The 25,313-nt window shown below is 71.4% G+C and carries 23 protein-coding genes; 18 read left to right on the top strand and 5 right to left on the bottom strand.

Annotated features, from left to right (window positions below):
• The first annotated feature begins 76 nt into the window (after nt 1-76).
• Complete coding sequence (locus CV755_RS25210; protein ID WP_109282563.1) at nt 77-1,765, top strand: threonine/serine exporter family protein; 1,689 nt, start codon at nt 77-79, stop codon at nt 1,763-1,765.
• A gap of 34 nt (nt 1,766-1,799) precedes the next feature.
• Here CV755_RS25210 and CV755_RS25215 read toward each other — a convergent pair whose 3' ends face one another.
• Nucleotides 1,800-2,297, bottom strand: a complete 498-nt coding sequence (locus tag CV755_RS25215; protein ID WP_049716339.1) for an inorganic diphosphatase — start codon at nt 2,295-2,297, stop codon at nt 1,800-1,802.
• 92 nt (nt 2,298-2,389) lie between these two features.
• On the opposite strand from CV755_RS25215, the gene dacB reads away from it, so the two are divergent.
• The 6 genes from dacB (at nt 2,390) to folE (ending at nt 9,899) form a co-directional block, all read left to right on the top strand.
• On the top strand, nt 2,390-3,829 hold the full coding sequence (dacB, locus tag CV755_RS25220; RefSeq protein ID WP_109282564.1) for a D-alanyl-D-alanine carboxypeptidase/D-alanyl-D-alanine endopeptidase: 1,440 nt from the start codon (nt 2,390-2,392) through the stop codon (nt 3,827-3,829).
• Nucleotides 3,830-3,872: 43 nt separating this feature from the next.
• Nucleotides 3,873-5,003: a zinc-dependent metalloprotease gene (locus CV755_RS25225; RefSeq protein ID WP_109282565.1), complete on the top strand. Its 1,131-nt coding sequence runs from the start codon at nt 3,873-3,875 to the stop codon at nt 5,001-5,003.
• A 202-nt stretch (nt 5,004-5,205) separates the two neighbouring features.
• Nucleotides 5,206-6,213 carry a tRNA lysidine(34) synthetase TilS gene (gene tilS / locus CV755_RS25230; RefSeq protein WP_109282566.1) on the top strand — a complete coding sequence of 336 codons (1,008 nt, stop codon included), beginning with the start codon at nt 5,206-5,208 and terminating at the stop codon, nt 6,211-6,213.
• A gap of 109 nt (nt 6,214-6,322) precedes the next feature.
• Entirely contained in the window at nt 6,323-6,862 is a 540-nt protein-coding gene (hpt, locus tag CV755_RS25235) for a hypoxanthine phosphoribosyltransferase (RefSeq protein WP_109283502.1), read from the top strand.
• Nucleotides 6,863-7,112: 250 nt separating this feature from the next.
• Nucleotides 7,113-9,119 (top strand): ATP-dependent zinc metalloprotease FtsH, encoded by a 2,007-nt coding sequence (gene ftsH / locus CV755_RS25240; RefSeq protein WP_109282567.1) that lies wholly within the window; start codon nt 7,113-7,115, stop codon nt 9,117-9,119.
• 174 nt (nt 9,120-9,293) lie between these two features.
• Nucleotides 9,294-9,899: a GTP cyclohydrolase I FolE gene (gene folE / locus CV755_RS25245; protein WP_109282568.1), complete on the top strand. Its 606-nt coding sequence runs from the start codon at nt 9,294-9,296 to the stop codon at nt 9,897-9,899.
• A gap of 93 nt (nt 9,900-9,992) precedes the next feature.
• On the opposite strand, the gene CV755_RS25250 is transcribed toward folE, so the two are convergent.
• Nucleotides 9,993-11,114, bottom strand: a complete 1,122-nt coding sequence (locus CV755_RS25250) for an alpha/beta hydrolase (RefSeq protein ID WP_109282569.1) — start codon at nt 11,112-11,114, stop codon at nt 9,993-9,995.
• A gap of 169 nt (nt 11,115-11,283) precedes the next feature.
• On the opposite strand from CV755_RS25250, the gene CV755_RS25255 reads away from it, so the two are divergent.
• The 6 genes from CV755_RS25255 (at nt 11,284) to CV755_RS25280 (ending at nt 16,366) form a co-directional block, all read left to right on the top strand.
• The gene (locus CV755_RS25255; RefSeq protein WP_109282570.1) at nt 11,284-13,134 is read left to right on the top strand and encodes a phosphatidylglycerol lysyltransferase domain-containing protein; all 1,851 of its coding nucleotides are present in this window, start codon (nt 11,284-11,286) and stop codon (nt 13,132-13,134) included.
• Nucleotides 13,135-13,236: 102 nt separating this feature from the next.
• The gene (folP, locus tag CV755_RS25260) at nt 13,237-14,115 is read left to right on the top strand and encodes a dihydropteroate synthase (protein ID WP_109282571.1); all 879 of its coding nucleotides are present in this window, start codon (nt 13,237-13,239) and stop codon (nt 14,113-14,115) included.
• Entirely contained in the window at nt 14,112-14,612 is a 501-nt protein-coding gene (locus tag CV755_RS25265) for a nuclear transport factor 2 family protein (RefSeq protein ID WP_109282572.1), read from the top strand. Before folP ends, CV755_RS25265 begins: the two co-directional genes overlap by 4 nt.
• 249 nt (nt 14,613-14,861) lie before the next feature.
• A complete protein-coding gene (gene folB, locus CV755_RS25270; protein ID WP_109282573.1) occupies nt 14,862-15,221 on the top strand; it encodes a dihydroneopterin aldolase in 360 nt (119 codons plus the stop codon).
• On the top strand, nt 15,218-15,811 hold the full coding sequence (gene folK, locus CV755_RS25275) for a 2-amino-4-hydroxy-6-hydroxymethyldihydropteridine diphosphokinase (protein WP_109282574.1): 594 nt from the start codon (nt 15,218-15,220) through the stop codon (nt 15,809-15,811). The genes folB and folK overlap by 4 nt, the downstream gene beginning before the upstream one ends.
• Before the next feature lie 69 nt (nt 15,812-15,880).
• Nucleotides 15,881-16,366 carry a DUF3180 domain-containing protein gene (locus tag CV755_RS25280; protein WP_109283503.1) on the top strand — a complete coding sequence of 162 codons (486 nt, stop codon included), beginning with the start codon at nt 15,881-15,883 and terminating at the stop codon, nt 16,364-16,366.
• Between the two features lie 74 nt (nt 16,367-16,440).
• On the opposite strand, the gene CV755_RS25285 is transcribed toward CV755_RS25280, so the two are convergent.
• Entirely contained in the window at nt 16,441-17,613 is a 1,173-nt protein-coding gene (locus CV755_RS25285; RefSeq protein ID WP_109283504.1) for an ABC transporter ATP-binding protein, read from the bottom strand.
• 140 nt (nt 17,614-17,753) lie between these two features.
• Between CV755_RS25285 and CV755_RS25290 the strand changes: the two genes are divergently transcribed.
• The 4 genes from CV755_RS25290 (at nt 17,754) to CV755_RS25305 (ending at nt 21,658) form a co-directional block, all read left to right on the top strand.
• Nucleotides 17,754-18,470 carry an ABC transporter permease gene (locus CV755_RS25290; protein ID WP_109282575.1) on the top strand — a complete coding sequence of 239 codons (717 nt, stop codon included), beginning with the start codon at nt 17,754-17,756 and terminating at the stop codon, nt 18,468-18,470.
• On the top strand, nt 18,470-19,192 hold the full coding sequence (locus tag CV755_RS25295; RefSeq protein ID WP_109282576.1) for an ABC transporter permease: 723 nt from the start codon (nt 18,470-18,472) through the stop codon (nt 19,190-19,192). Before CV755_RS25290 ends, CV755_RS25295 begins: the two co-directional genes overlap by 1 nt.
• A 69-nt stretch (nt 19,193-19,261) precedes the next feature.
• Entirely contained in the window at nt 19,262-20,257 is a 996-nt protein-coding gene (locus CV755_RS25300; protein WP_109282577.1) for an ABC transporter substrate-binding protein, read from the top strand.
• A gap of 177 nt (nt 20,258-20,434) precedes the next feature.
• Entirely contained in the window at nt 20,435-21,658 is a 1,224-nt protein-coding gene (locus CV755_RS25305; protein ID WP_241561387.1) for a coiled-coil domain-containing protein, read from the top strand.
• 13 nt (nt 21,659-21,671) lie between these two features.
• On the opposite strand, the gene CV755_RS25310 is transcribed toward CV755_RS25305, so the two are convergent.
• On the bottom strand, nt 21,672-22,814 hold the full coding sequence (locus CV755_RS25310; protein WP_109282579.1) for an NADH-quinone oxidoreductase subunit D: 1,143 nt from the start codon (nt 22,812-22,814) through the stop codon (nt 21,672-21,674).
• Nucleotides 22,815-22,896: 82 nt separating this feature from the next.
• A complete protein-coding gene (locus CV755_RS25315; protein ID WP_109283505.1) occupies nt 22,897-23,904 on the bottom strand; it encodes an SAM-dependent methyltransferase in 1,008 nt (335 codons plus the stop codon).
• A gap of 121 nt (nt 23,905-24,025) precedes the next feature.
• On the opposite strand from CV755_RS25315, the gene CV755_RS25320 reads away from it, so the two are divergent.
• Entirely contained in the window at nt 24,026-25,228 is a 1,203-nt protein-coding gene (locus CV755_RS25320) for a sensor histidine kinase (RefSeq protein WP_109282580.1), read from the top strand.
• Nucleotides 25,229-25,313: the final 85 nt, after the last annotated feature.

Below are 25,313 nucleotides of genomic sequence, written 5' to 3' on the forward strand. Positions count from 1 at the left end.
CAGCAGCTATGTGACGTCACAGGAGTTAACCCAATTAACACCCGCCCCCGCTGGGCACTCGAACTCCTGATCAGGCATGGTTGTCCTGGCAGGAGCACGGTCAGGGAGCGGCGAGGTGGCGGAAGGACAGCGGGGCACAGGGCCTTCGACGGCTGGTGACGGCGGCGAGGACCGCAAACCGCAATCCGACGAGGCGCACAGCGCGTTCACCCCGCCCCTGGGCGTACCGCTGCCGCCGCCGCCCGAGGACGAGCACCCGACCTCGGAGTTCGCCATCCCGCAGGGCGTCGCGGAGCCCACCGAGAAGCGCGAGGGCTCGGCCTTCGCCACCCCGGCCGGGGTGCAGCCGCCCGCCTACACCCCGCCCAGCGGCATACCCCGGGTCAGCCTGGCCAAGGAGGCGCCCTGGCAGGACCGGATGCGCACCATGCTGCGGATGCCGGTGGGGGAGCGGCCGGTGCCGGAGCGGGCGGAGAAGGAGGGCGAGCCCGGCCCTCCCGTACCGCGCGTACTGGACCTGACCCTGCGCATCGGCGAGCTGCTGCTGGCCGGCGGCGAGGGCGCCGAGGACGTCGAGGCGGCCATGTTCGGCGTGGGGCACGCCTATGGCCTGGGCCGCTGCGAGCCCAATGTCACCTTCACCCTGCTGAGCGTCAGCTACCAGCCCTCGGTGGTGGACCCGCCGGTCACCGCCAGCCGTACCGTGCGCCGGCGCGGCACCGACTACACCCGGCTGTCGGCGGTCTTCCGGCTGGTGCATGACATCACCACGCAGGGGCTGACCCTGGAGGAGGCGTACCGCCGGCTCGCCGAGATCCGCCGCAACCGGCACCCCTACCCGGGCTGGGGCCTGACCGCGGCCGCCGGACTGCTGGCCGGCGCGGCCAGCATGCTGGTCGGCGGCGGGGCACTGGTCTTCGCGGCGGCGGCCATGGGCGCGGTGCTGGGCGACCGGCTGGCCTGGCTGGCCTCCGGGCGGGGGCTGCCGGAGTTCTACCAGTTCGTGGTGGCGGCCATGCCGCCCGCGGCGATGGGCGTGGCGATCAGCGCCAGCCATGCCGGGGTACAGGCCTCCGCGGTGATCACCGGCGGACTGTTCGCCCTGATCCCCGGGCGGGCCCTGGTGGCCGGCGTCCAGGACGGACTGACCGGCTTCTACATCACCGCCGCCGCCCGGCTGCTGGAGGTCGGCTATCTGATCGTGGGCATCGTCTGCGGAGTGCTGATGGTGCTCTACGGCGGTGTGCACATCGGCGGCAAGACGCTCAACCCGGAGGCGGCGCTGCAGCACCGGGAACGGCCGCTGATCCAGATCATCGCGGCCGTCCTGCTGTGCCTGTCCTTCGCCGTACTGCTCCAGCAGGAACGTCACACCCTGCTGATCGCGGCGCTCAACGGCGGGGTGGCCTGGGTGGTCTACGGGGCGCTGGCGGACACCGCCCATCTGGACCCGGTGCCCGCCACGGCCATCGCCGCCGGGCTGGTGGGCCTGTTCGGGCAGCTGCTCTCGCGCTATCAGCACAGCTCGGCGCTGCCCTATGTGACGGCGGCCATCGGACCGCTGCTGCCCGGCAGCGCGGTCTACTTCGCGCTGCTCAACTTCGCCCAGAACAATCTGGACGTCGGCATGGCCAGCCTGACCAAGGCGGCCGCGCTGGCGCTGGCCATCGCCATCGGGGTCAATCTGGGCGCGGAGATGGCCCGGATGTTCCTGCGGGCGCCGGGTACGGCCCGGCGCGCCGCCAAGCGGACGCGCGGCTTCTGAGCCCTGGCAGGCCCGAAGCCGCGCCTCAGGGCGCTCAGTGGTGCGAGCCGCCCGCGGCCTCCAGGCGCTTGTACGAGGCCTCGATCTCGGCCTCGGCCTCGGCGCGGCCGACCCACTCGGCACCCTCGACGGACTTGCCGGGCTCCAGGTCCTTGTAGACCTCGAAGAAGTGCTGGATCTCCAGGCGGTCGAACTCGGAGACATGGTGGATGTCGCGCAGGTGCTCCACCCGGGGGTCGTTCGCCGGGACGCAGAGCAGCTTGTCGTCGCCGCCGGCCTCGTCCGTCATCCGGAACATGCCGACCGCGCGGCACTTGATCAGGCAGCCCGGGAAGGTGGGCTCGTCCAGGATGACCAGCGCGTCCAGCGGGTCACCGTCCTCGCCGAGGGTGTTCTCGACGAAGCCGTAGTCGGCCGGGTAGCTGGTCGAGGTGAAGAGACGGCGGTCCAGACGGATGCGACCGGTCTCGTGGTCCACCTCGTACTTGTTCCGCGAACCCTTCGGGATCTCGATGGTGACGTCGAACTCCACGGGTGGCTCCTCCATGATCAACACATACGTCTGGTGATGCAGTGATTAAGTGTCTCCCACGCGGCGGCGTGGTGGCGAAAGGGGCTGGTCTCATGGTGCCCGAGGTTCTGCGGAGGCCGGGCCTCCGGTGGCGCGGCGCATCCCCGGCGCGGCGCCGGACCGTACGGTTCGTCGCCGTCTCCACGCTGGCCGGGGTGGTGGCCGCGGCCGGCGCGGTGTCCGCCGCCGGGCCGTGGGAGGCGGGCCAGCGCCGGGCCGAGCGGGTCCGCGCCGCCTCGGCCCCGCGCCCGTCCGCCGGGCGGGACGACGACCGGCCGCCCGCCGCGGCCCCGGTGCTGGCCGCCCCCGCCGGACCGCCGGCCACCGCGGCCGGGGTGACGGCCGTACTCCAGCCGCTGCTGGCCGACCCCGCGCTGGGCGAGCGGCACTCCGCCGAGGTGATCGATGTCCTCAGCGGCGAACGGCTGCTGGCCCTGGACGCGGACGGCGCCTACACCCCGGCCTCCACCGTCAAGCTGGCCACCGCCGCGGCCGCGCTGGCCGCCCTGGGCCCGGACCACCGGATCGACACCACGGTGGTGGAGTCGCCCGAGGGCATTGTGCTGGTGGGCGGCGGTGACCCCACCCTCACCGCGCACCCCGGCGGCCCCTGGGCCGGCCTGCCCGAGCTGGCCGAGGCAACCGCCCGGGAGCTGCGGGCCCGGGGCGTGGACCACACCAGGGTGGCCTATGACCTCTCCCGCTACTCCGGGCCGGTACTGCACGAGATCGGCCCCAATGACAACCTCGCCCCGGTGACCGCGCTGATGGCCGACGAGGGACGGCTGGACGACTCCGACCACGGCCCGGCCGCCCGCAGCGCCGACCCGGCCGGTGACGCCGCCCGTACCTTCGCCCGCCTGCTGGCCGACCGGGGAGTGCGGGTGGACGGCGAGGTCACCGAGGGCAGGGCCGCCACCGGGGCCCGCCGGCTGGCCGCCGTCTCCTCACCGCCGCTGTCGGCGCTGGTGGAACGGGCGCTGACCAACAGCGACAACGACATCGCCGAGGCCCTGGCCCGGCAGACCGCGCTGGCCGGCGGCCGCCCGGCCGGCTTCGACGGCGCCGGCCAGGCCACCGCCGCCCGCCTGGCCGCGCTCGGCCTGCCCACCGCGGGCCTGCACCTGGCCGACGGCAGCGGACTGGACCGCGGCGACCGGGTCTCCGCCGACTTCCTGGCCCATCTGCTCGCCCTGGCCGCCGCCCCCGCCCACCCCGAACTGCGCCCGCTGCTCACCGGCCTGCCGGTGGCGGGCTTCAGCGGGACGCTGCGCGACCGCTATCCGGCGGCCGCCGCCCGGGGCCTGGTGCGCGCCAAGACCGGCACCCTGACCGGCGTCAACACCCTGGCCGGCACCGTGGTCTCGGCGGACGGCCGGCTGCTGGCCTTCGCCTTCCTCGCCGACGGCACCCGGGACGCCGAGGCGGCCCAGCGGGCGCTGGACGCCCTGGCGTCCGCCGTCGCCGGCTGCGGCTGTTCCCGGGCGGGCTGACGACCCCTCTCCCTGGCGGCCGCTCAGCACGTACCGTGAAGCCATGACGAGCATCGGTGGTGCGGAGATGGTCGACTGGAAGCTCGCGGTGGCGACCGCGGCCCGGCTGATGCGGCCCGGTCCGGAGGTCACCCGGGACGAGGCCCGGGAGGTCGTCGCGGAGCTCAGGCGGCACGCCGGGGCCTCCGAGGCGCACGTCCGGGAGTTCACGCTGATGCGGCCCGCCGGGGCGGCGGCCGCGACCCCGGTGCTGGTGGTGGACCGGGTGGGCTGGGTCAAGGCCAATGTCGCCGGGTTCCGGGCGGTGCTCGGGCCGCTGCTGGAGAAGATGCAGAGCCGCCGGGCCGGGGTGCCCGGCGGGGCGGTACTGGGCGTGGTGGGCGGCAAGGTGACCGGCGTGGAGCTGGGGATGCTGCTGTCCTTCCTGTCCTCCCGGGTGCTCGGCCAGTACGAGACCTTCGCCCCGGCCTCCCCCGAGCTGCCCGGCGGTGACAACGGTGGCGGGCGGCTGCTGCTGGTCGCGCCGAACATCGTCCATGTGGAGCGGGAGCTGGAGGTGGACCCGCACCACTTCCGGCTGTGGGTGTGCCTGCACGAGGAGACCCACCGCACCCAGTTCGCCGCCGTGCCCTGGCTGCGCGACCACATCGAGGGCGAGATCCAGACCTTCCTGGCCGAGACCGAGCTGGATCCGGCCACCCTGCTGGAGCGGATCCGCGAGGCGGTGCAGTCGCTGGCCGGCGGCCGGGCGCCGGAGGACGAGGGGGAGCGCGGCGGCCGCAGCATCGTGGAGCTGGTGCAGACGCCCGTACAGCGCGAGGTGCTGGCCCGGCTGACGGCGGTGATGTCCCTGCTGGAGGGGCACGCGGACTATGTGATGGACGGAGTGGGCCCCCAGGTGGTGCCCTCGGTGGCCGAGATCCGGGAGAAGTTCCAGCAGCGCCGGGCCACCGGTGCCGGCCGGCTGGACGCGGCCCTGCGCAAGCTGCTGGGCCTGGACGCCAAGTTGCGGCAGTACCGTGATGGTGAGCGGTTCGTACGAGCCGTGGTGGACGAGGTCGGCATGGAGGGCTTCAACCGGGTGTGGACCTCGCCGAACACCCTCCCGACCAAGGCCGAGATCGCCAAACCCGCGGACTGGGTTGCACGGGTGCACGGGAAGACGGACGGATGAGCCGGTCACGCCCCGAGGCGGAAGAACGCTCCCGCAATCACCCTTCCGAGGGACCGTGTGCCAGGGGTGGGCGTGCGATGCTCGGGTAAAGGCTCGTCTCTGTCACCATCTACGCACACAGAGTGACCGACGATGGTGGCTTCCCACGGCCCCCCGCTCCTCTGCCCACCCCCTGCCAGCTGGAACGATTGGACACACGGACATGGGTCCACACCCCGCGGTCGCGGCGATACGCCTGGCGGTCCGCCGCGTACTCCACGACGTTCTCACCCTCGCTCCCCCCGCGCCGGGTGACCGCCCCCCGCTCGTACTGGCCGCCTGCTCCGGCGGCGCCGACTCCATGGCCCTGGCCTCCGCCCTCGCCTTCGAAGCCCCCCGGCTGGGCATCCGGGCCGGCGGCATCACCGTCGATCACGGTCTGCAGCACGGCTCCGACCTGCGGGCCGCCGAGGTGGTCAGCCGGCTGACCGCGCTCGACCTCGACCCGGTCGAGGCCGTCACCGTGACGGTGGGCAAGGAGGGCGGCCCCGAGGCCGCCGCCCGGGACGCCCGGTACGCCGCCCTGGACGCCGCCGCCGAGCGGCACGGCGCCGCGGCCATCCTGCTCGGCCACACCCGCGACGACCAGGCGGAGACCGTTCTGCTCGGCCTCGCCCGGGGCTCCGGCACCCGCTCGCTGTCCGGCATGGCCGTGGCCTCCGGCACCGGCGGCCGCTACCGCAGGCCCTTCCTGGAGCTCGACCGGCAGACCGCCCGCAAGGCATGCCTGGTCCAGTCGCTGCCGGTCTGGGAGGACCCGCACAACTCCGACCCCGCCTACACCCGCTCCCGGGTCCGCCATGAGGCGCTGCCGGTGCTGGAGAAGGCGCTGGGCAAGGGCGTGGTGGAGGCGCTGGCCCGCACCGCCCAGCTCTCCCGGGACGACGCCGACGCGCTGGACGCCTGGGCGGTGGCCGTGGAGCCCTCGGTGCGCGACGACACCGGCGCCCTGGAGGTCGCCAAGCTCTACGCCCTGCCGCCCGCGGTACGCCGCCGGGTGCTGCGCCGCGCGGCCATCGAGGCGGGCTCCCCGGCCGGTTCGCTGTTTGCCCGGCACATCGAGGAAGTGGACCGGCTGATCACCGGCTGGCGAGGCCAGCGGGCCATCAACCTCCCCGGGCGGGTCGCGGTCCGGCGGCATGGTGGCAGACTGGTCCTCCGGCAGGGCTGATTCGAACGGGATGTCAACGAGCTCGGCCTGCCTCCTACCGGGCGGATGAGCCTCGGACAGCCGGATGAGCCTGAATCAAGCGAGAGTGGCGCGGGTGGACGACAAGGACATGGGCACCGACCTGAAGTCGGTGCTCGTCACCAAGGAAGAGATCGACGCGAAGCTGGCCGAGCTGGCCGCGAAGATCGACGCGGAGTACGCGGGCAAGGACCTGCTCATCGTCGGTGTCCTCAAGGGCGCCGTGATGGTGATGGCGGACCTGGCGCGCGCCCTGTCCACCCCCGTCACCATGGACTGGATGGCGGTGTCCTCCTATGGTGCGGGCACCCAGTCCTCCGGTGTGGTCCGCATCCTCAAGGACCTGGACACCGACATCAAGGGCAAGCACGTCCTGATCGTCGAGGACATCATCGACTCCGGCCTGACCCTGTCCTGGCTGCTGTCGAACCTCGGCTCCCGGGAACCCGCCTCCCTCAACGTGGTGACCCTGCTGCGCAAGCCGGAGGCGGCCAAGGTCGCCATCGACGTCAAGTGGGTCGGCTTCGACATCCCGAACGAGTTTGTGGTGGGCTACGGTCTCGACTTCGCGGAGAAGTACCGCAACCTGCCCTTTGTGGGCACCCTCGCGCCGCACGTCTACGGCGGCTGAGCGGCCGTCCCGGACGGATCCGGCCCGGTCACCGGGAACGCTTCCTCGTTTTCCGCCGTTGGAGGAGGGGAAGACGGATTTGTTGACCGTCTGCGGCGTCGTCGGGTGACAATGCTGGGGTACCGTCCGAAGGTCAGTCTTTTCAAGTAATTTCCAAGGTCGAGCAGACCACCGTACGCATAGGCGGCCCGATCAGTGGCAGCCGTGCCTCACTGTGGCAGGAGGGACGGGGCGCTTGCGCCCCGTATGGATGGACGTGAAGCGCTACTTCCGTGGGCCGGTCATGTGGATCGTGCTGGCCGTCCTCGCCGTGGTCGTGTTGATGCAGGTCGTCGGCTCGTCCGGCGGCTACAAGTCGGTGGACACCGGGCAGGTCGTGCAGGCGATCAAGGCCCAGAAGGTGAAGTCGGCCGAGCTGACGACGGGCGACGAGAACAAGATCAAGATCGAGCTGAAGCCCGGCCAGAAGATCAAGGGCAGCAGCAAGGTCCAGGCGAACTACATCGGTGACCAGGGCGTCACCCTGTCCACGCTGCTGCAGAACCAGGTCGATCAGAACAGCAAGGACGTCCTGCCGGACGGCTACAACGTGGCGACCTCGAAGCAGAACCCCTTCGTCGGGGTGCTGCTCTCGCTGCTGCCGTTCGTACTGATCGTCGTGGTCTTCCTGTTCCTGATGAACCAGATGCAGGGCGGCGGCTCCCGGGTGATGAACTTCGGGAAGTCCAAGGCCAAGCTGATCACCAAGGACACCCCCAAGACCACCTTTGCCGATGTGGCCGGCTCCGACGAGGCGGTCGAGGAACTCCACGAGATCAAGGAGTTCCTGCAGGAGCCCGCCAAGTTCCAGGCCGTCGGCGCCAAGATCCCCAAGGGTGTGCTGCTCTACGGCCCGCCCGGCACCGGCAAGACGCTGCTGGCGCGCGCCGTCGCGGGCGAGGCCGGGGTGCCGTTCTACTCGATCTCCGGCTCCGACTTCGTCGAGATGTTCGTGGGTGTCGGTGCCTCCCGGGTCCGTGACCTCTTCGAGCAGGCCAAGGCCAACGCCCCGGCCATCGTCTTCGTGGACGAGATCGACGCCGTCGGCCGGCACCGTGGTGCGGGCCTGGGCGGCGGCCATGACGAGCGTGAGCAGACCCTCAACCAGCTGCTGGTCGAGATGGACGGCTTCGACGTCAAGGGCGGTGTGATCCTGATCGCCGCCACCAACCGTCCGGACATCCTGGACCCGGCGCTGCTGCGTCCCGGCCGCTTCGACCGGCAGATCGCCGTGGACCGGCCGGATATGCAGGGCCGGCTGGAGATCCTCAAGGTCCACCAGAAGGGCAAGCCGGTCGCCCCGGATGTCGATCTGGCGGCCGTGGCCCGGCGCACCCCCGGCTTCACCGGTGCCGATCTGTCGAACGTCCTGAACGAGGCCGCCCTGCTGACGGCCCGCAGCGACCGCAAGCTGATCGACAACCAGATGCTGGACGAGGCGATCGACCGCGTGGTGGCCGGTCCGCAGAAGCGGACCCGGATCATGTCGGACAAGGAGAAGAAGATCACCGCGTACCACGAGGGCGGTCACGCCCTGGTCGCGGCGGCTTCCCCCAACTCCGACCCGGTGCACAAGATCACCATCCTGTCCCGGGGCCGGGCGCTCGGCTACACCATGGTGCTGCCGGACGAGGACAAGTACTCCACCACCCGCAATGAGATGCTCGACCAGCTCGCTTACATGCTGGGCGGCCGGGCGGCGGAGGAGCTGGTCTTCCACGACCCGACCACCGGCGCGGCCAATGACATCGAGAAGGCCACCGCCACCGCCCGGGCGATGGTCACCCAGTACGGCATGACCGAGCGCCTCGGCGCGATCAAGTTCGGCTCCGACAACTCCGAGCCCTTCCTGGGCCGGGAGATGTCGCACCAGCGCGACTACTCGGAAGAGGTCGCCGCGCTGGTCGATGAAGAGGTCAAGAAGCTGATCGAGACCGCGCACAACGAGGCCTGGGAGATCCTGGTCGAGAACCGCGACATCCTCGACAACCTGGTTCTGGCCCTCCTGGAGAAGGAGACGCTGAACAAGGAGGAGATCGCGGAGATCTTCAAGCATGTGGTCAAGCGCCCGGCCCGTCCGGCGTGGACCGGCTCCTCGCGGCGTACGCCCTCCAGCCGGCCCCCGGTGCTCTCGCCCAAGGAGCTGGCTCCCAGCAGCAATGGAGCGGTGACCGCCGAGTCGGTTGACCTGCCGGAGGACTCCCGGCCGGAGAGCTGACCGAGCTCAAGGAGAGCCGGCCAAGCTCGCATAACGAGAGCTGACCAAGCTCACATAAGGGCGGAATGGATGCCGCGTCACCCGGGTTTTAGCCTTGGGGGCGCGGCATCCGCGTTATGCGCGGGTGGGCGGCGCCGTCCCGGCGCATGACGCACGAGAGAACGAGGGAACTTCATGACCGACCCGGTGGCCCTGGACGCCGAGCGCTCCATTGGCGTTTTCGATGAGAAGCGGGCCCAGAACGCGGTTCGCGAACTGCTCATCGCGGTCGGCGAGGACCCTGACCGGGAAGGACTGCGGGAGACTCCGGCCCGGGTGGCCCGGGCCTACCGGGAGATATTCGCCGGCCTCTGGCAGGAGCCGGAGGACGTGCTCACCACCACCTTCGACCTGGGCCACGACGAGATGGTGCTGGTGCGCGACATCGAGGTGTACAGCACCTGTGAGCACCACCTGGTGCCGTTCCACGGGGTGGCGCATGTGGGCTATATCCCGGCCAGCAATGGGAAGATCACCGGACTGTCGAAGCTGGCCCGGCTGGTGGACGTCTTCGCCCGCCGCCCCCAGGTCCAGGAGCGGCTGACCACGCAGATCGCGGACTCGCTGATGGAGATCCTGGAGGCGCGCGGGGTGATCGTGGTGGTGGAGTGCGAGCACATGTGCATGTCCATGCGGGGCATCCGCAAGCCGGGCGCCAAGACGCTGACCTCCGCGGTGCGGGGCCAGCTGCGGGATCCGGCCACCCGGGCCGAGGCGATGAGCCTGATCATGGCGCGCTAGCGCCGAGGGCCGAGGGTGCGGCAACCAGCCACGACGGTGGTGTCCGGCGGTGCCGGACCGGCCGCACCCATAGGCGATATCCGCCCGGCAGGACTATGCGCTGAGGCGGCCGCCGATCCACTGCAGGGCGCCGGGGATCTCACGGCGCCAGGTGTTGAAGTTGTGACCACCGCTCGGCAGGATCATCGAGGACACCCGGGTGGGGTGCTTGGCGGCCAGCTCCACGAACTTCATGGTGTCGTGGTAGTTGTGCTCGCCCTGCTTGCTGCTGGTCACCAGCACCGAGATCTTGGGCAGCGGCTTGTGCTTCAGCCGCCACAGCAGGTCGTTCTCCTGCTGGAGCTTCTTCTTGTCCGGGCCCTCGCCGAAGAGCGCACCGGTGGTGGGGTCGATGGGGGCCTTGTAGTAGCCGGAGAGGGCGACCGCCGCGCCATAGGCGTTGGGGTGGCGCATGGCCAGCTTCAGCGCGCAGTAGCCGCCGGTGGAGTCGCCGATCATGCCCCAGTTCGCGGCCTTGGTGCCGATCCGGTACTGGGCGGAGAGCGCCTTGCGCAGGTCCTTGGTGAAAAAGGTCTCGGTCTGCGGGCCGCCGGGTATGTCCATGCACTCGGTGTCCCGCGGCGGGGCCACGGTGGGGCGCATCATCACCAGGATGACGGGCTGCATCTTCTTCTCTTTGGCCAGCTTGTGGGCCGTGGTCGGGTAGTGCAGGCCCTTGATCAGCGCCTCCGCGGTGCCCGGGTAGCCGGTCAGCACGACCGAGGCCGGGAACTTCTTGTTGGCGTACTGCGGCTGAAAGTACTCCGGGGGCAGATAGACAAAGGCCGGGCTGGCGATCTTCGACTCCGGGCCCTGGATATTGACCTTCTCGATCCGGCCCGCCACCCGCGGCACCGTGGCGCGGGGTACGTTCACCTGCTCGTAGCCGACGACCTGGACCCGGTGGTCGGCCGCGCTGTGGTCCACCACCACGCCCTGCTCCTGCTCCTGGCCGAAGAGGTCGGCCCAGGAGGCGTAGAAGCCGAAGGAGTCGTTCGCGTACAGGCCGATGGCCGCGAACAGGCTCAGCTGGGTGACGAGAAGCATGCCGACCCGGCTCAGAACGGAGCCGATGCTCCGCTTGCCCAGGCGCGGCCACAGCCAGATAGTGAGCGCGAAGAGCGCCACCGCCAACACTGTGGCCAGCGCAAGGACCGTCTTGCTGGTGAGACCCATGAGGTGCTTTCTGCCGAGCGACCCGGCGCCCGAGTCGCGGAATGGTTAACTTTTCCGGGCTCGGCCCCCACGGAACCTCAGCCCCGAAACCGTCGTCCTACAGGGCGCACATTGTCCGGGCGCTGCCGCCAGATGCCGCAGGCCCACTCGACATGGACGACGGGAAGAGATGTCTGTCAGGGTAGATGGCAAAAAGTCCGACGAGGTTCCTCCGGGACCGAAGAGGCTGTCGGGGCTTGCGAGGTTCCTCAAGGGACCCAAGCCCGAGAACGTGCCCGCAGTCGTCGGTACGGTCGCGGCCATCATCGGGCTCGCTGACATCGCGGCCGGCGTCATGCCCCGGTGGCGCTGGAGCCGGGTGCACTACTGGTCCGAGGTGCTGCCCGGATCGGTGACGCAGCTGGCCGCGGCGGGCTCGATCATCGTCGGCATTCTGCTGCTGATGCTGGCCCATGGCCTCAAGCGGGCAAAGCAGCATGCCTGGCTGGCCGGCGTACTGCTGCTGCCGGTGGGTGCCGCCGCGCAGCTGATCTACCGCCACTCCTATCTCGGCACCGCCTTCTCACTGCTGCTCTTCGTCTACCTGCTGCGTCACAAGAGCTCCTTCACCGCCCTGCCCGACCGGCGCAGCCGCTGGAAGGCGCTGGCCAACCTGGTGCTCATGGGCGGGGCCAGCTTCGGCCTCGGCTGGGTGATCGTCGGCTCGCACGCCAACCAGATGGTCGGCGACCCGCCGGTGCATGAGCAGATAGAACACGTCCTCTGGGGCCTCTTCGGCTTCGAGGGCTCCATCCGCTACACCGGCGGCACCGACTATGTGGTCGCCTACTCGCTGGGCGCCCTGGGCCTGCTGACCGTGCTGAGCACCGCCTACCTGGCCTTCCGCCCCGCGTACCCGGCCGCGGTGCTCACCGAGGAGGACGAGGACCGGCTGCGCGAGCTGCTCGACAAGCACGGCCACCGCGACTCCCTGGGCCACTTCGCGCTGCGCCGGGACAAGAGCGTGGTCTTCTCGCCCAGCGGCAAGGCCGCCGTCTCCTACCGGGTGGTCTCCGGTGTGATGCTGGCCAGCGGTGACCCCATCGGTGATGTGGAGGCCTGGCCGGGCGCCATCGAGCAGTTCATGGAGCTGGCCAAGCGCCACTCCTGGACGCCCGCGGTGGCCGGGTGCAGCGAGACCGGCGGCGAGGTGTGGACCCGCGAGACCGGTCTGGACGCCCTGGAGATGGGTGACGAGGCCATTGTCGAGGTGGCCGACTTCAGCCTGACCGGCCGCTCCATGCGCAATGTCCGCCAGATGGTCAAGCGCATCGAGCGCAATGGCTACACCACCAAGGTGCGCCGGGTCGGCGATCTCTCCGCCGAGGAGCTGGCGGCCGTCCAGAAGGCGGCCAACGCCTGGCGCGACACCGAGGAGGAGCGCGGCTTCTCCATGGCCCTGGGCCGCATCGGCGACCCCAAGGACCTGGACGCGATCATCGCCACCGCGCACAAGGAGCCGGAGGAGGGCGAGGACTGCCCCTTCGGCAACCTGCGGGCCATGCAGCACTATGTGCCCTGGGGCAAGGACGGCTCCTCGCTGGAGCTGATGCGCCGCGACCGCAGCGCCGACCCGGGCATGAACGAGCTGCTGATCGTCGCCTTCCTGCAGGCCGCGCCCGAGCTGAAGATCAAGCGGCTGTCGCTGAACTTCGCCTTCTTCCGCTCCGCCCTGGAGCGCGGCAGCAAGCTGGGCGCCGGGCCGGTGGTCCGGATCCAGCGGGCGGTGCTGGTCTTCCTCTCCCGCTGGTTCCAGATCGAGTCGCTCTACAAGTTCAACGAGAAGTTCCGGCCGCGCTGGGAGCCCCGCTTTGTGGTCTTCCCCAACAGCCGTGACCTGCCGCGCATCGGCTTCGCCATGATGCAGGCGGAGGGCTTCCTGGAGCTGCCGCGCCTGCTGCGCCGCCGCCCCACCCCGCCGCAGGAGAGCGTCCACGAGCACGAGGACGTGGAGCAGGCCGAGGTCACCCGCGCCGCCTGAGCCGCTTTCCGCCAAGGCCCTCCCCGGACCCGTCCGGGGAGGGCCTTGGCGTGCCGGGCGCCGCCCGGCGGCGGCCGCGGGGCACACCCTAGGCTGGTTGGCATGAGTAGCTTGCGCGGTCGTATCGGGCCGGTCGGTCTGCCCCAGTGGGACCGGTGCGCGGTGATGGGGGTGGTGAATGTCACGCCCGACTCCTTTTCGGACGGCGGCCGCTGGTTCGACACCACGGCGGCGGTCAAGCGGGGCCTGGACCTGGCCGCCGCCGGTGCGGACCTGGTCGATGTGGGCGGCGAGTCCACCCGGCCCGGCGCGGTGCGGGTGGACGAGCAGGAAGAGCTGCGCCGAGTGGTGCCGGTGGTGCGCCAGCTGACCGCCGAGGGGCTGCTGGTCTCGGTGGACACCATGCGCGCCTCGGTGGCCTCCGCCGCCGTAGAGGCCGGCGCGGTGCTGGTCAATGACGTCAGCGGCGGGCTGGCCGACCCGGCGATGGTGCCCATGGTGGCCGCCGCCGAGGTGCCCTTTGTGGTGATGCACTGGCGCGGCTTCAGCGAGGACATGAACGCCCGGGCCGTCTACCGCGATGTGGCCGGTGAGGTGCTGGCCGAGCTGCGGCAGCGGATGGAGGCGGTGGTCGCGGGCGGCGTCCACCCCGACCGGATCGTGGTGGACCCGGGCCTGGGCTTTGCCAAGAACGCCGAGCACGACCTGGCGCTGGTGGCCCGGCTGGACCGGCTGCGCCGGGAACTGGGCCGGCCGATGCTGGTGGCGGCCTCCCGCAAGCGCTTCCTCGGCCGGGTGCTGGCCGGCCCGGAGGGCAGCCCGCCACCGGCCCGGGAACGGGACGCGGCCACCGCCGCGGTCACCGCGCTCGCCGCCCGGGAGGGCGCCTGGGCGGTACGGGTACACGAGGTACGGGCCAGCGCGGACGCGGTGCGCGTGGTGCGCGCGGTGGCCGCCGCGGCCGGTGAGGAGGCCGAGTGAGCACCGCCCGTACCGACCATGAGGCGGTCGAGCTGGCCAATACCGCCCTGTACGAGGCCATGGAGCGCGGCGACACGGCGGCCATGGACCGGCTCTGGCTGGACGATCCGGAGACCGAGGTCTCCTGTGTGCACCCCGGCTGGCCGGTGCTGCGCGGCCGCGGTGAGGTACTGCGCTCCTATGCGCTGATCATGGCGAGCACCGACTACATCCAGTTCTTCCTCACCGATGTGGAGGTTGCCGTCAACGGTGACACCGCCCTGGTGACCTGCACCGAGAACATCCTCAGTGGCGCCCCGGCCGAGGCGGAGGGAGAGCTGGGGCCGCTGGTGGGACAGCTGGTGGTGGCGACCAATGTGTTCCGGCGGATGGGCTCGCAGTGGAAGGTCTGGTCGCACCATGGCTCCCCGGTGCTCGCCGGGATGGGCGAGGAGGACGAGGGCAACGGGGAGAACGGCGAGGACGAGGGCGGACAGCCCGGGCCGCCGGTGCTCTGAGGGGCGGATGTGGCGTCAGTGTGAGGAGACGGTGATCACTCGTTCGAGTAAGGCCGGGGCCGGGTATGGGAGGGCTGCGAGCCGTCGGGGCGCGGGTGACGCCTGGTGAGCCGGGTCACAGCCGCCCTCCCTTCCCGGCACCCGTGCCCGGGCACTGTCGGTGCTCGCAGGTAGATTCGACGTTGGGTATCCCGGTCGAGGACCGGGGGCGGCCACGCCCGTCACCGACGACCAGCAGGAGTGATTCGTGTGGATCGTGTCGCGCTGCGCGGCCTGAAGGCTCGCGGGCACCACGGGGTGTTCCCCAGGGAGCGCGAGGAGGGCCAGACCTTCATCGTTGACCTGGTCCTCGGCCTGGACACCCGGCCGGCCGCTGCCGACGACGACCTCACCAAGACCGTGCACTACGGCATCGTGGCCGAGGAGGTGGTCGGCATCGTCCAGGGCGAGCCGGTCGATCTCATCGAAACCCTGGCCGAGCGGATCGCCCAGCAGTGCCTCAAGCACGACGCGGTGCGGGAGGTGGAGGTCGTGGTGCACAAGCCCGACGCCCCGATCACCGTGCCCTTCGACGATGTGACCGTGACGATCACCCGGAGCCGAGTATGAGCAGCAGCGACCCGACCGTGCAGCCGGTGCCCGCCTCCGTGGTGGAACAGGTGGACGCCGCCGATGTGACCCTCTCCAACCCCAAATGGGCCGTGCTCTCCCTGGGCAGCAATCTGGGCAACCGCCTGGAGACCCTGCAGGGCGCGGTCGATGCCCTGGAGGACACCCCCGGGGTGCGGGTCAAGCGGGTCTCCCCGGTGTACGAGACCGAGCCCTGGGGCGTGGCGCCGGGCTCCCAGCCCGCGTACTACAACGCCGTGGTGATGGTGAAGACCACGCTGCCGCCGGGCTCGCTGCTGGAGCGCGGGCACGCCATCGAGGAGGCCTTCGAGCGGGTGCGGGACGAGCGCTGGGGCCCCCGGACCATCGATGTGGACATCGTCACCTACCAGGATGTGGTCTCCGACGACCCGGTGCTGACGCTGCCCCATCCGCGGGCACATGAGCGGGCCTTTGTCCTGGTTCCGTGGTACGACGTGGATCCGGAGGCCGTGGTCCCGGGCCATGGCCCGGTCGCCGAGCTGCTGGCCGGAATGGGCCGGGAGGGCGTACGTGCCCGCGCCGACCTGGAACTCCGGCTGCCCGAGTAGCCGTTGACCGTGCGCGCGCCGGTGCGCGCGGCTGAGGAACGACTGATGACGACAAGGGGCGACGGCTCGGTGAAGCAACTTCGGATCGGGGTGCTGCTCGGCCTGTTCGCCGCGGCCGGGGTGCTCTCCTGGTCGGGCGCCCGGCTGTGGGACTCCTTCGGCACCCTGCCCCGGGTGCCGGTGGCGGCCCCGATCGTGCTGGCGGTGATCGCCGCGGTGCTGGCCGCGACCGCCTTCTCGCTGCGCTCGCGGCTGCGCGCCCAGCGCGAGCGGCGGCCCGGCGCCAAGGGGGTGGATCCCCTGCTGGCCGCCCGCGCGGTGGTCTTCGCCCAGGCCAGTGCCCTGGTGGCGGCCCTGGTCGCCGGGGCCTACGGCGGGGTGGGCGTCTTTCTGCTGAGCGTCGGCCTGGATGACCCGGCCCGCCGCGACCAGGCCATCTACGCCGGATCCTCGGTGGTGGCCGGGGCCTGTGTGGTGGCCGCCGCGTTCTTTATGGAGCGGGTCTGCCGTCTGCCGGAGGACGACGACGAAAGCGGCGGCGCCAGCCGGGCCTGACGCCCCGCGGGGCGCTGTGACCCATTCCGCCGCATGGGCGCGACCGGCCGCACCCGGCCTGCCCCCAACGGGAATCACACCCCCGAAACGGTCCGCAGCTCCACATCCGCGCGCTCCGCGCCCACCGCGTCGGCCCCGATCGACCGGCGCAGCGCCTCATGCAGCCGGGCCGGGGTCAGCACCCCGAGAAAGCGGTCGCCGCGCTCCCCGTCCAGCACCGCGATCCAGCCTGCGTCGTGCTGGAGCATGGTGCTGAATGCCTGCTTGAGCGAGGCGCCCAGCGGCAGCCAGGCGTCCATCCGCCGGGCGTGGTCGCGTACCGTGCCCCGGCCCCCGGCGGAGCCCAGCGCCTCCGCCGCCACCCAGCCGTGCAGGTTGTCCCGGTCGTCCAGGACCACTGCCCAGCGGGCCTCCTCGGACTCCAGCCGCCGCAGCGCCTCCGGCAGCGGGTCGTCCAGGTGCAGCACCGGCGGCTGCTCCAGGTCGCCCGCCTCGATCTCGGTGACCGAGAGCCGCTTCAGGCCCCGGTCGGCGCCCACGAAGTCGGCGACATACGGGGTGGCGGGCGCGCCCAGCACCGCGGCCGGGGCGTCCAGCTGCTCGATCCGGCCATGGCCGTAGACCGCGATGCGGTCGCCCAGCCGGACCGCCTCCTCTATGTCATGGGTGACAAACAGCACCGTCTTGCGCACCTGTGACTGCAGCCGCAGAAACTCGCTCTGCAGCCGCTCCCGCACCACCGGGTCCACCGCGCCGAAGGGCTCGTCCATCAGCAGCACCGGCGGATCCGCCGCCAGCGCCCGGGCCACTCCCACCCGCTGCCGCTGGCCGCCGGAGAGCTGGTCGGGATAGCGGTCGCCGTAGACGGCCGGGTCCAGCCCCACCAGCTCCAGCAGCTCGGCGGCGCGCGCCCGGGCCTTTTTGCGCTGCCAGCCCAGCAGATGCGGCACGGTGGCGGTGTTCTCCAGCACCGTGCGGTGCGGGAACAGGCCGACCTGCTGGATCACATAGCCGATGCGGCGGCGCAGCTCGACCGGATCGCCCTGGGCGATGTCCGCGCCGTCGAGCAGGATGCGGCCGCTGGTCGGCTCGATCAGCCGGTTGACCATCTTCATGGTGGTGGTCTTGCCGCAGCCGGAGGGTCCGACCAGCGTGATCAGCTCGCCCTCGGCCACTTCGAAGGAGAGGTCGTCCACGGCGGTGGTGCCATCGGCGTAGCGCTTGGTCACGTGCTCGAAACGGATCACGCTCCCCATTGTGGGGGCGGGGTCCGACATCGCGCTCCCGGCGATGTGACGGTTGTGTTTCCGTCCGGAGGCGATTGTCAGTGGCCGGGGTTAGGGTCGCCAGTGACCGTCGGTGAAGGCCAAGGGGGAGGTGAGCACGGATGTCGGAACCGGCCGGCAACTGCCTGGTCAGGAATGACTGGATCTGCGGCGAGTATGTGCGCACACGGAGCCAGGAGCTGGTGGACGCCACCGTGCAGCACATCGGCATCACGGTGGCCTCGGTGGCCATCGGGCTGCTGATCGCCTTCCCGCTGGCCCTGCTGGCCCGCCGCTGGCGGGCCGCCGCCGGCCCGGTGCTGGGGCTGACCACGGTGCTCTACACGGTGCCCTCGCTGGCGATGTTCTCGCTGCTGGTGCCGGTGTTCGGGCTGTCGGTCTCGGTGGTGGTCACCGGTCTGGTGCTCTATTCGCTGACCATCCTGGTGCGCAACATCCTGGCCGGGCTGGCCGCGGTCCCCGAGGAGGCCCGGGAGGCGGCCCGCGGCATGGGGTACGGCCCGCTGCGGCTGCTGTTCGGGGTGGAGCTGCCGCTGGCGCTGCCCGCGGTGGTGGCCGGAGTGCGGATCGCCACGGTCTCCACCGTCTCGCTGACCACGGTCGGCGCCCTGGTGGGATACGGCGGTCTGGGCAATCTCATCTATGAGGGCCTGCACAGTGTGTTCAAGGCCCAGGTGCTCACCGCCTCGGTGCTCTGTGTGCTGCTGGCGGTGGTGGCGGATCTGGCCCTGCTGCTGGTGCAGCGGCTGCTCACCCCCTGGACCCGGACCGGACGGGCCGGGCGCCCCCGGCGGGCCTGGCGGAAGGCGGTGGCCTGATGGGAGTGGCCGAGGAGACCTGGACCTGGCTGACCACCGGCGCCCACTGGTCCGGCACGGACGGCGTCTGGCACCGGCTGGCCGAGCACCTGGAGCTGACCACCGTCTGTCTGCTGATCTCCTGTGTGCTGGCGCTGCCGGTCGCGGTGCTGCTGGGGCACACCGGCCGGGGCGGGGCGCTGGCGGTGAACCTCTCCAACGCGGGCCGGGCGGTGCCCACTTTCGCGGTGCTGGTGCTGCTGACGCTCAGTCCGCTGGGGGAGTACGGCTCCTGGCCGACGGTGCTGGCGCTGGTGCTGTTCGCGATACCCCCGCTGCTGACCAACGCCTATGTGGGCATGCGGGAGGTGGACCGCGATGTGGTCGAGGCCGCCCGTGGCATGGGGATGTCGGGCCGTCAGGTGGTCGGGCGGGTGGAACTGCCGCTGGCGCTGCCGATGATCATGACGGGGGTGCGTTCGGCCGCCGTGCAGGTGGTGGCCACCGTGTCCATCGCCGCCATGGTCGGGGGCGGCGGCCTGGGCCGGATCATCACCGCGGGCTTCCGGCTCACCTATACCGCCCAGGTGGTCGCCGGGGCGGTGCTGGTGGCCGCGCTGGCCCTGCTGGTCGAGGGGCTCTTCGCGGCGCTGGAACGGCTGTTGGCCCGCTCCCGCCGGCGCGGCGGTGTCCGGCCGCCGGTTTCCCCGGAACCCGCGGATGTCCAGCCCGTGGCCGGGTAGCGCTGCTTGACGACCCTGCAAGGAACTCCCGGAGCGCCGGGGGTTCTTCACCGAGGATGGAGTTGCCGCATGACCAGGACCACCCCGCGCCGCTCGCGGACCGTACGGGCACTGCTGGCGATGGCCGGTGCCACCGCGCTGACGGCCGGGCTCACCGCCTGTGGCGGCCACAGCCTGGAAAAGTCCGGCAGCGGAGGCGGAGGGTCCGGATCCGGCCAGGGTTCACTGGTGATCGGCTCGGCCTCCTTCACCGAGTCGAAAGTGCTCGCGGAAATATATGCGGCGCTGCTCAGGGACGCCGGATATAGCACCTCGATCAAGACCGTGGACGCTCGTGAGCTCTATGAACCGGCCCTGGAGAAGGGCCAGATCGATGTGGTTCCGGAGTATGCCGCCACCCTCACCGAATTCCTGAACAAGAAGCAGAACGGCAAGGACGCCCATGAGCTGGCCTCCTCCGATGCCGCGGCCACGGTGAACGCACTGCGCAAACTCGCCGAGCCCCGCGGTCTGAAGGTGCTGGACGCGGGCCGCGCGGTGGATCAGAACGCCTTTGCGGTCACCACCGAGTTCGCGGCGAAACACCAGCTCAAGACGCTCTCCGACCTGGGCCGGTCAAAGGAGCCGGTCAAGCTGGCGGCGGGGGACGAATGTGCCCAGCGGCCGTTCTGCAAGCCGGGGTTGGAGAAGACCTATGGCATCGATGTCACCGGCATAGACCCACTGGAGGTCGGCAGTACCCAGGCCAAGCAGGCGGTCAAGAGCGGCCGGGACCAACTGGTCCTGACCACCACCACCGACGCCACACTCGATCAGTTCGGGCTGGTGGCGCTGCAGGACGACAAGAAGCTGCAGAACTCCGACAACGTGCTGCCGGTGGTGAATGCGAGCAGGGCGGGTTCCCAGCGGGTCGCGGAGGCGCTGAACAAACTCAACAAGGTGCTGACCACGGCAGATCTCTCCGCGCTCAACAAGAAGGTGGACACCGAGCGGCTGAAGCCGGCGGATGTGGCCGCGCAGTATGTGAAGGACAAGGGGCTGTTGAGCGGCAAGGAGAAGAAGTAGGGAAGACGTAAGATCAAGAGAACGGTTTGGTGCTGGAGTCACACTTCCGGAGCAACGCACGGTAAGTTTCAGGCCATGCCACGAGGACGCCACCGCCATTCCCCTTCCCTGCACCGGCTTCTTCCCTCTTCACTGGTCGCCGCGACATCCGTCGCCTGCGCGGCCGGAGCGTGGACCGTGGACGAACCGGTCGTCATCCGCTCTCTCGCGGCCGCCGCGGCCGCGGCGGCGGTGGTCGGTTCGGTGCTGATGCGCCGTTGGGACCGGGCCGCCGGGAAGCGGGTCGCCCAGCTCACCGCGGCCCGGGTACGGGACGAGTGGAAGACCGACGAGCGGATCGCCGAGCTGGAGACGGACCTGGACGAGACCCGCCAGGCACGCACCCGGCTGGAGGCCAAACTCCGCGGCAAGCGCGCGGAGCTGGCCCGGCTGCGCACCGAGCACGCCGATCTGCTGCGCCGCTACGCCACCGCCGAGACCGAGCGGGCCAGCGCGCTGGAGGGGCGGCGGCTGCTGGCGAGCGGCCGGGAGAAGGAGAAGGCGGGCGTGCCGCGGGCGGCGCTGGCCCTGGAGTCCGCGATCCAGGCCCGTTCCGAGCGGCAGGCCCGTTCCGGTGGCGACCTTTCCCCGGCGGCCTACCGGCTGGCCGCGGCGGCCCTGCGGGACCTCGCTGCGAACGGGGTGCGTCAGCGGGCGGCGGCGTCCTCTGCGGATGCGGAGCCGACGGCGTCGGAGCGTCAGGTTGCGTCTGCGCCGGCCGCAGTGGAAGGCGCATCCGCCCAGTCGGGTCCGGCCGGTTCCGGGGCGGCCCCCTCGGAAGCGGCCCCCTCCGGGGCGGCTCGTTCCGAGGCTGCCGAGTCCCGTGCGTCCGAGTCCCGTGCGTCCGAGGAGCGGTCGGCCCGTTCTCAGCCGTCCTCCGCTGAGGCGGCCCGTTCCGGGGCTGACGAGGCGTCCGCCGCCCAGTCGCCGGCCGAGGAGGCGGCCCCGGCCGGGGCGCCCGCGGTGGACGCCGCCGCAGCCGAGGCCCAGGCCGGAGCCCAGGCCATGGACAAGGCGCCCGTGCCCACTGTCAAGGCACCCGCACCGGTGGCCCAGGCGGCCCCCGGCGCGGCCCGGAGCGGTGCCGGGACCACCCCCGGCGGGCTGGTGCGGCGGCCGGTGCCGTCCGTACCCGTGGCGCGTACCCAGGGCGGGTTCGACTTCTTCGGCAACAACCGCAAGCCGGTGGTGCCCGCCGCCCCGCCCGTGGAGGAGCAGGACCTCGCGGATGTGGTCGGCGAGGAGGCCCTGGCCCAGGACGCCGCCGGTGCCGCCGACAGCGCCGACGGCGAGGTCATCGACCTGACCGCGCACGACGACACCGAGCAGATCGACGTCATCGAGCTGCGCAACGCCATCTGACGCGGCCGGGCCGCTACTTGTCGATGTCGCCGACCACGAAGAACAGCGATCCCAGGATGGCGACCATGTCGGCGACCAGCGTGCCCGGCAGCAACTCCACCAGTGCCTGGATGTTGTTGAAGGAAGCCGAGCGCAACTTCAGCCGGTAGGGCGTCTTTTCGCCCTTGGACACCAGGTAGTAGCCATTGAGGCCGAGCGGGTTCTCGGTCCAGGCGTAGGTGGCTCCCTCGGGGGCCTTGAGCACCTTGGGCAGCCGCTGGTTGACCGGGCCGGGCGGGAGCTCGGCCAGCCGGTCCAGGCAGGCGTCGGCCAGGGCCAGCGCATTGTGCGTCTGCTCCAGCAGGCACTCGAAGCGGGCCAGGCAGTCGCCCTCCTGGCGGGTGACCACCGTCAGCACGTCCGCCAGCTCGGCATAGGCCAGATACGGCTGGTCGCGGCGCAGGTCGAAGTCCACCCCGGAGGCGCGGGCGATCGGCCCGCTGACCCCGTAGGCGTGCACGGTCTCCGGCGCGAGGACGCCCACGCCCCGGGTGCGGCCCCGGAAGATCTCATTGCCGAGCACCAGGCGGTCATAGACGTCCATCCGGGAACGGACCTCGGCCACCGCGTGCCGGGCGCGGTCCGTCCAGCCGGAGGGCAGGTCCTCCTTGAGGCCGCCGACCCGGTTGAACATGTAGTGGATCCGGCCCCCGGAAACCTCTTCCAGCACCGCCTGGAGCTCCTCGCGCTCGCGGAAGGCGTGGAAGACCGGGGTGATGCCGCCGAGCTCCAGGGGGTACGAGCCGAGGAACATCAGATGGTTGAGGACCCGGTTCAGCTCGGCCAGCAGGGTACGGATCCAGACCGCGCGCTCGGGGACCTCCATGCCGAGCATCCGCTCCACGGCCAGCACCACGCCCAGCTCATTGGAGAAGGCGGAGAGCCAGTCATGGCGGTTGGCGAGCATGATGATCTGGCGGTAGTCGCGCGCCTCGAACAGCTTTTCCGCGCCGCGGTGCATATAGCCGATGACGGGTTCGGCGGTGCGGATGCGTTCTCCGTCCAGGGTGAGGCGGAGGCGGAGGACGCCGTGGGTGGAGGGGTGCTGGGGGCCGATGTTCAGCACCATGTCCGTGCTTTCGGCCGCGCCGCCGATCCCCACTGTGGTTTCCGTCATGGGAACAGTTTCCCAGGGCGGGACCCGGGGTCCGTGCCCACCCGCGCACCACACCGCATCCGCCATCGCATCGGCCACCGCATCACCCACCGACTTCCCCGGCGTCCGCCAGCACCCGCGCACAGGACGGGCCCACCGGCTGGACCAGCCAGGTGAAGGCGCCCAGCCCGGCGGGGGAGGTCAGTTCGGCCGCCTCACCGCACTGGGCCAGGGCACGGACATAGGCCGCCGGATCCGTGGAGGCCAGGGTGAGCGGCGGGCGCCGCCCGTCCAGCCCCAGCGCCCGCAGCGCCGCCCGCTGGCTGAGCAGCACCGCGCCCGGCCCCGCGCAGGCGTCCAGGGCCACATGAGCGGTGAGGTCGCAGGAACCGTCCGGCACCGGCCGTACCTCCCGCCCGTCCCGGAACCCGGTGAGGGTGCCGAACGGCGGCCGGGCCGCCCGGCGGTGCGCATAGTCCACGGCCACCGCCAGCCCGGCCCGCAGGCCGGACACCGCGTCCGCCCAGGCCGCGTCCCGGGGGTGCCCGATCTCGGCCCGGCTGCCGGGCGGCGCGCCCTCGAGCGGCCACCAGCGGGCCAGCCACTCGGCGTCCGCGCCGGTGACCGGGTCGCCGGGCAGTTCCTCGCCGTCGTCCTGGACCAGCAGCAGCCGGGGAGTGCCCCGGCCGTCCGTCTCGGCCACGTCCAGCGGCACATTGTCCAGCCACTCATTGGCCAGCAGCAGGCCCGTCACCTCCCGGGGCGGGGCGTCCTGCCAGGTGATGCGGGGGTCCAGCCCGGCCGGCCGGTCCGCCAGCTCCACCGCGTAAGGGCGCAGCCGGGCGGCCAGCTCCGGCGGGCAACGGTCCAGCACCCCGGTCACCAGCTCGCCTCGTCCCGCACCCATATCGGTGAACGTCAGCTCGGCGGGATGACCCAGGGCGGCGTCAACCCGGCGCAGCAGTTCCAGCACCGCCTCCGCGAACAGTGGGGAGGCGTGGACCGAGGTGCGGAAGTGCCCGGCCGGTCCCTCCGGGCGGCGGTAGAAGCCGCCGGGGCCGTACAGGGCGGCCCGGGCCGCCTCCCGCCAAGGGCGCGCTACGGATGTCATATACACACGCTATGGCGGACGGACGGGCCGGCACCCTCCACCTTGGGGAGTAGATGCGGGGAGACGGTATCGATCGCCGGGCTGACCCACGCCCCTGGGCAGCGTGCCTACGCTGGGTGACGTGCAGCGCCTCTACGACTTCCTCCGCAGACACCCCACCGGGGTGGACAGCTTCTGGGCCCTTTTGCTGCTCGGGCTCGGCGCGATGGCCGCGGCGGGGACGGTCGGCGGCGAACGAAACCAGCTGGTCGCCGCCGGGGTGGCGTGCGCCATGTCGGTGGTGGTGGCGCTGCGGCGGCGGCTCCCGGTGTGCATGCTGCTGCTGGCGACGCTGGCCGGGATGGCCCAGCTGGTGCTGGACGTCCAGGCCAATATCTATGACTTCGCCATGCTGGTGATCGTCTACACCGTGGCCTCCGGCAGCAAGCGCTGGGCCTCCCGGTTCGCGCTGATCGGCGGGCTGGTGGCGCCGGTGCTGTACTTCCTGCGCTGGCCGGACAGCTCGCCCGGACTGGCGCACAACCTCATCGCCATGGGCTTCGCCGCCGTCCCCTTCCTGCTTGCCTGGGTGCTGGGCGACTCCATGCGCACCCGCCGCGCCTACTGGGCCCAGCTGGAGGAGCGGGCGGCCCGGCTGGAGAAGGAGCGCGAGCAGCAGGCGAAGATGGCGGTCACCGCCGAGCGCGCCCGGATCGCCCGGGAACTGCACGATGTGGTGGCGCACAACGTCTCGGTGATGGTGGTGCAGGCGGATGGCGCCGCGTATGTCCTGGACGCCTCGCCCGAGCAGGCCAAGCAGGCGCTGGAGACCATCTCCGCCACCGGCCGCCAGGCGCTGGCCGAGATGCGCCGGCTGCTGGGTGTGCTGCGCAGCGAGGAGAACGGTGGCGGGGGCGGCGGCGAATATGTCCCGCAGCCCGATGTGGGGCAGATCGAGGACCTGGTGGAGCAGGTGCGCGGCGCCGGGCTGCCGGTGGACTACCGGGTGGAGGGCGCCGCCCGCCCGCTGCCCAGCAGCGTGGAACTGACCGCCTACCGCATCGTCCAGGAGGCGCTCACCAACACCCGCAAGCACGGCGGCCCGGACGCCGGCGCCAGTGTCAGACTGACCTACTTCGACGACGGGCTGGGGCTGCTGGTGGAGGACGACGGCCGGGGCGCCCAGCACGAGCTCTATGCATCCGGCGGTGCGGACGGCATGGGCCATGGCCTGATCGGCATGCGCGAGCGGGTCGGCATGGTCGGGGGCACGCTGGACGCGGGGCCCCGGCCGGGCGGCGGCTTCCGGATCAGTGTGCTGCTGCCCGCCCGGACCGGCCGCTGAGCCATGACCATCACCGCTGAGCCATGACCATCACCGCCGACCCATGACCATCACCGCCGAGCCATGACCGTCACCAACGCACACC

The organism is Streptomyces orinoci (genome assembly GCF_003121295.1).
In the GTDB taxonomy this organism is placed as follows: Bacteria; Actinomycetota; Actinomycetes; order Streptomycetales; family Streptomycetaceae; genus Streptomyces; species Streptomyces orinoci.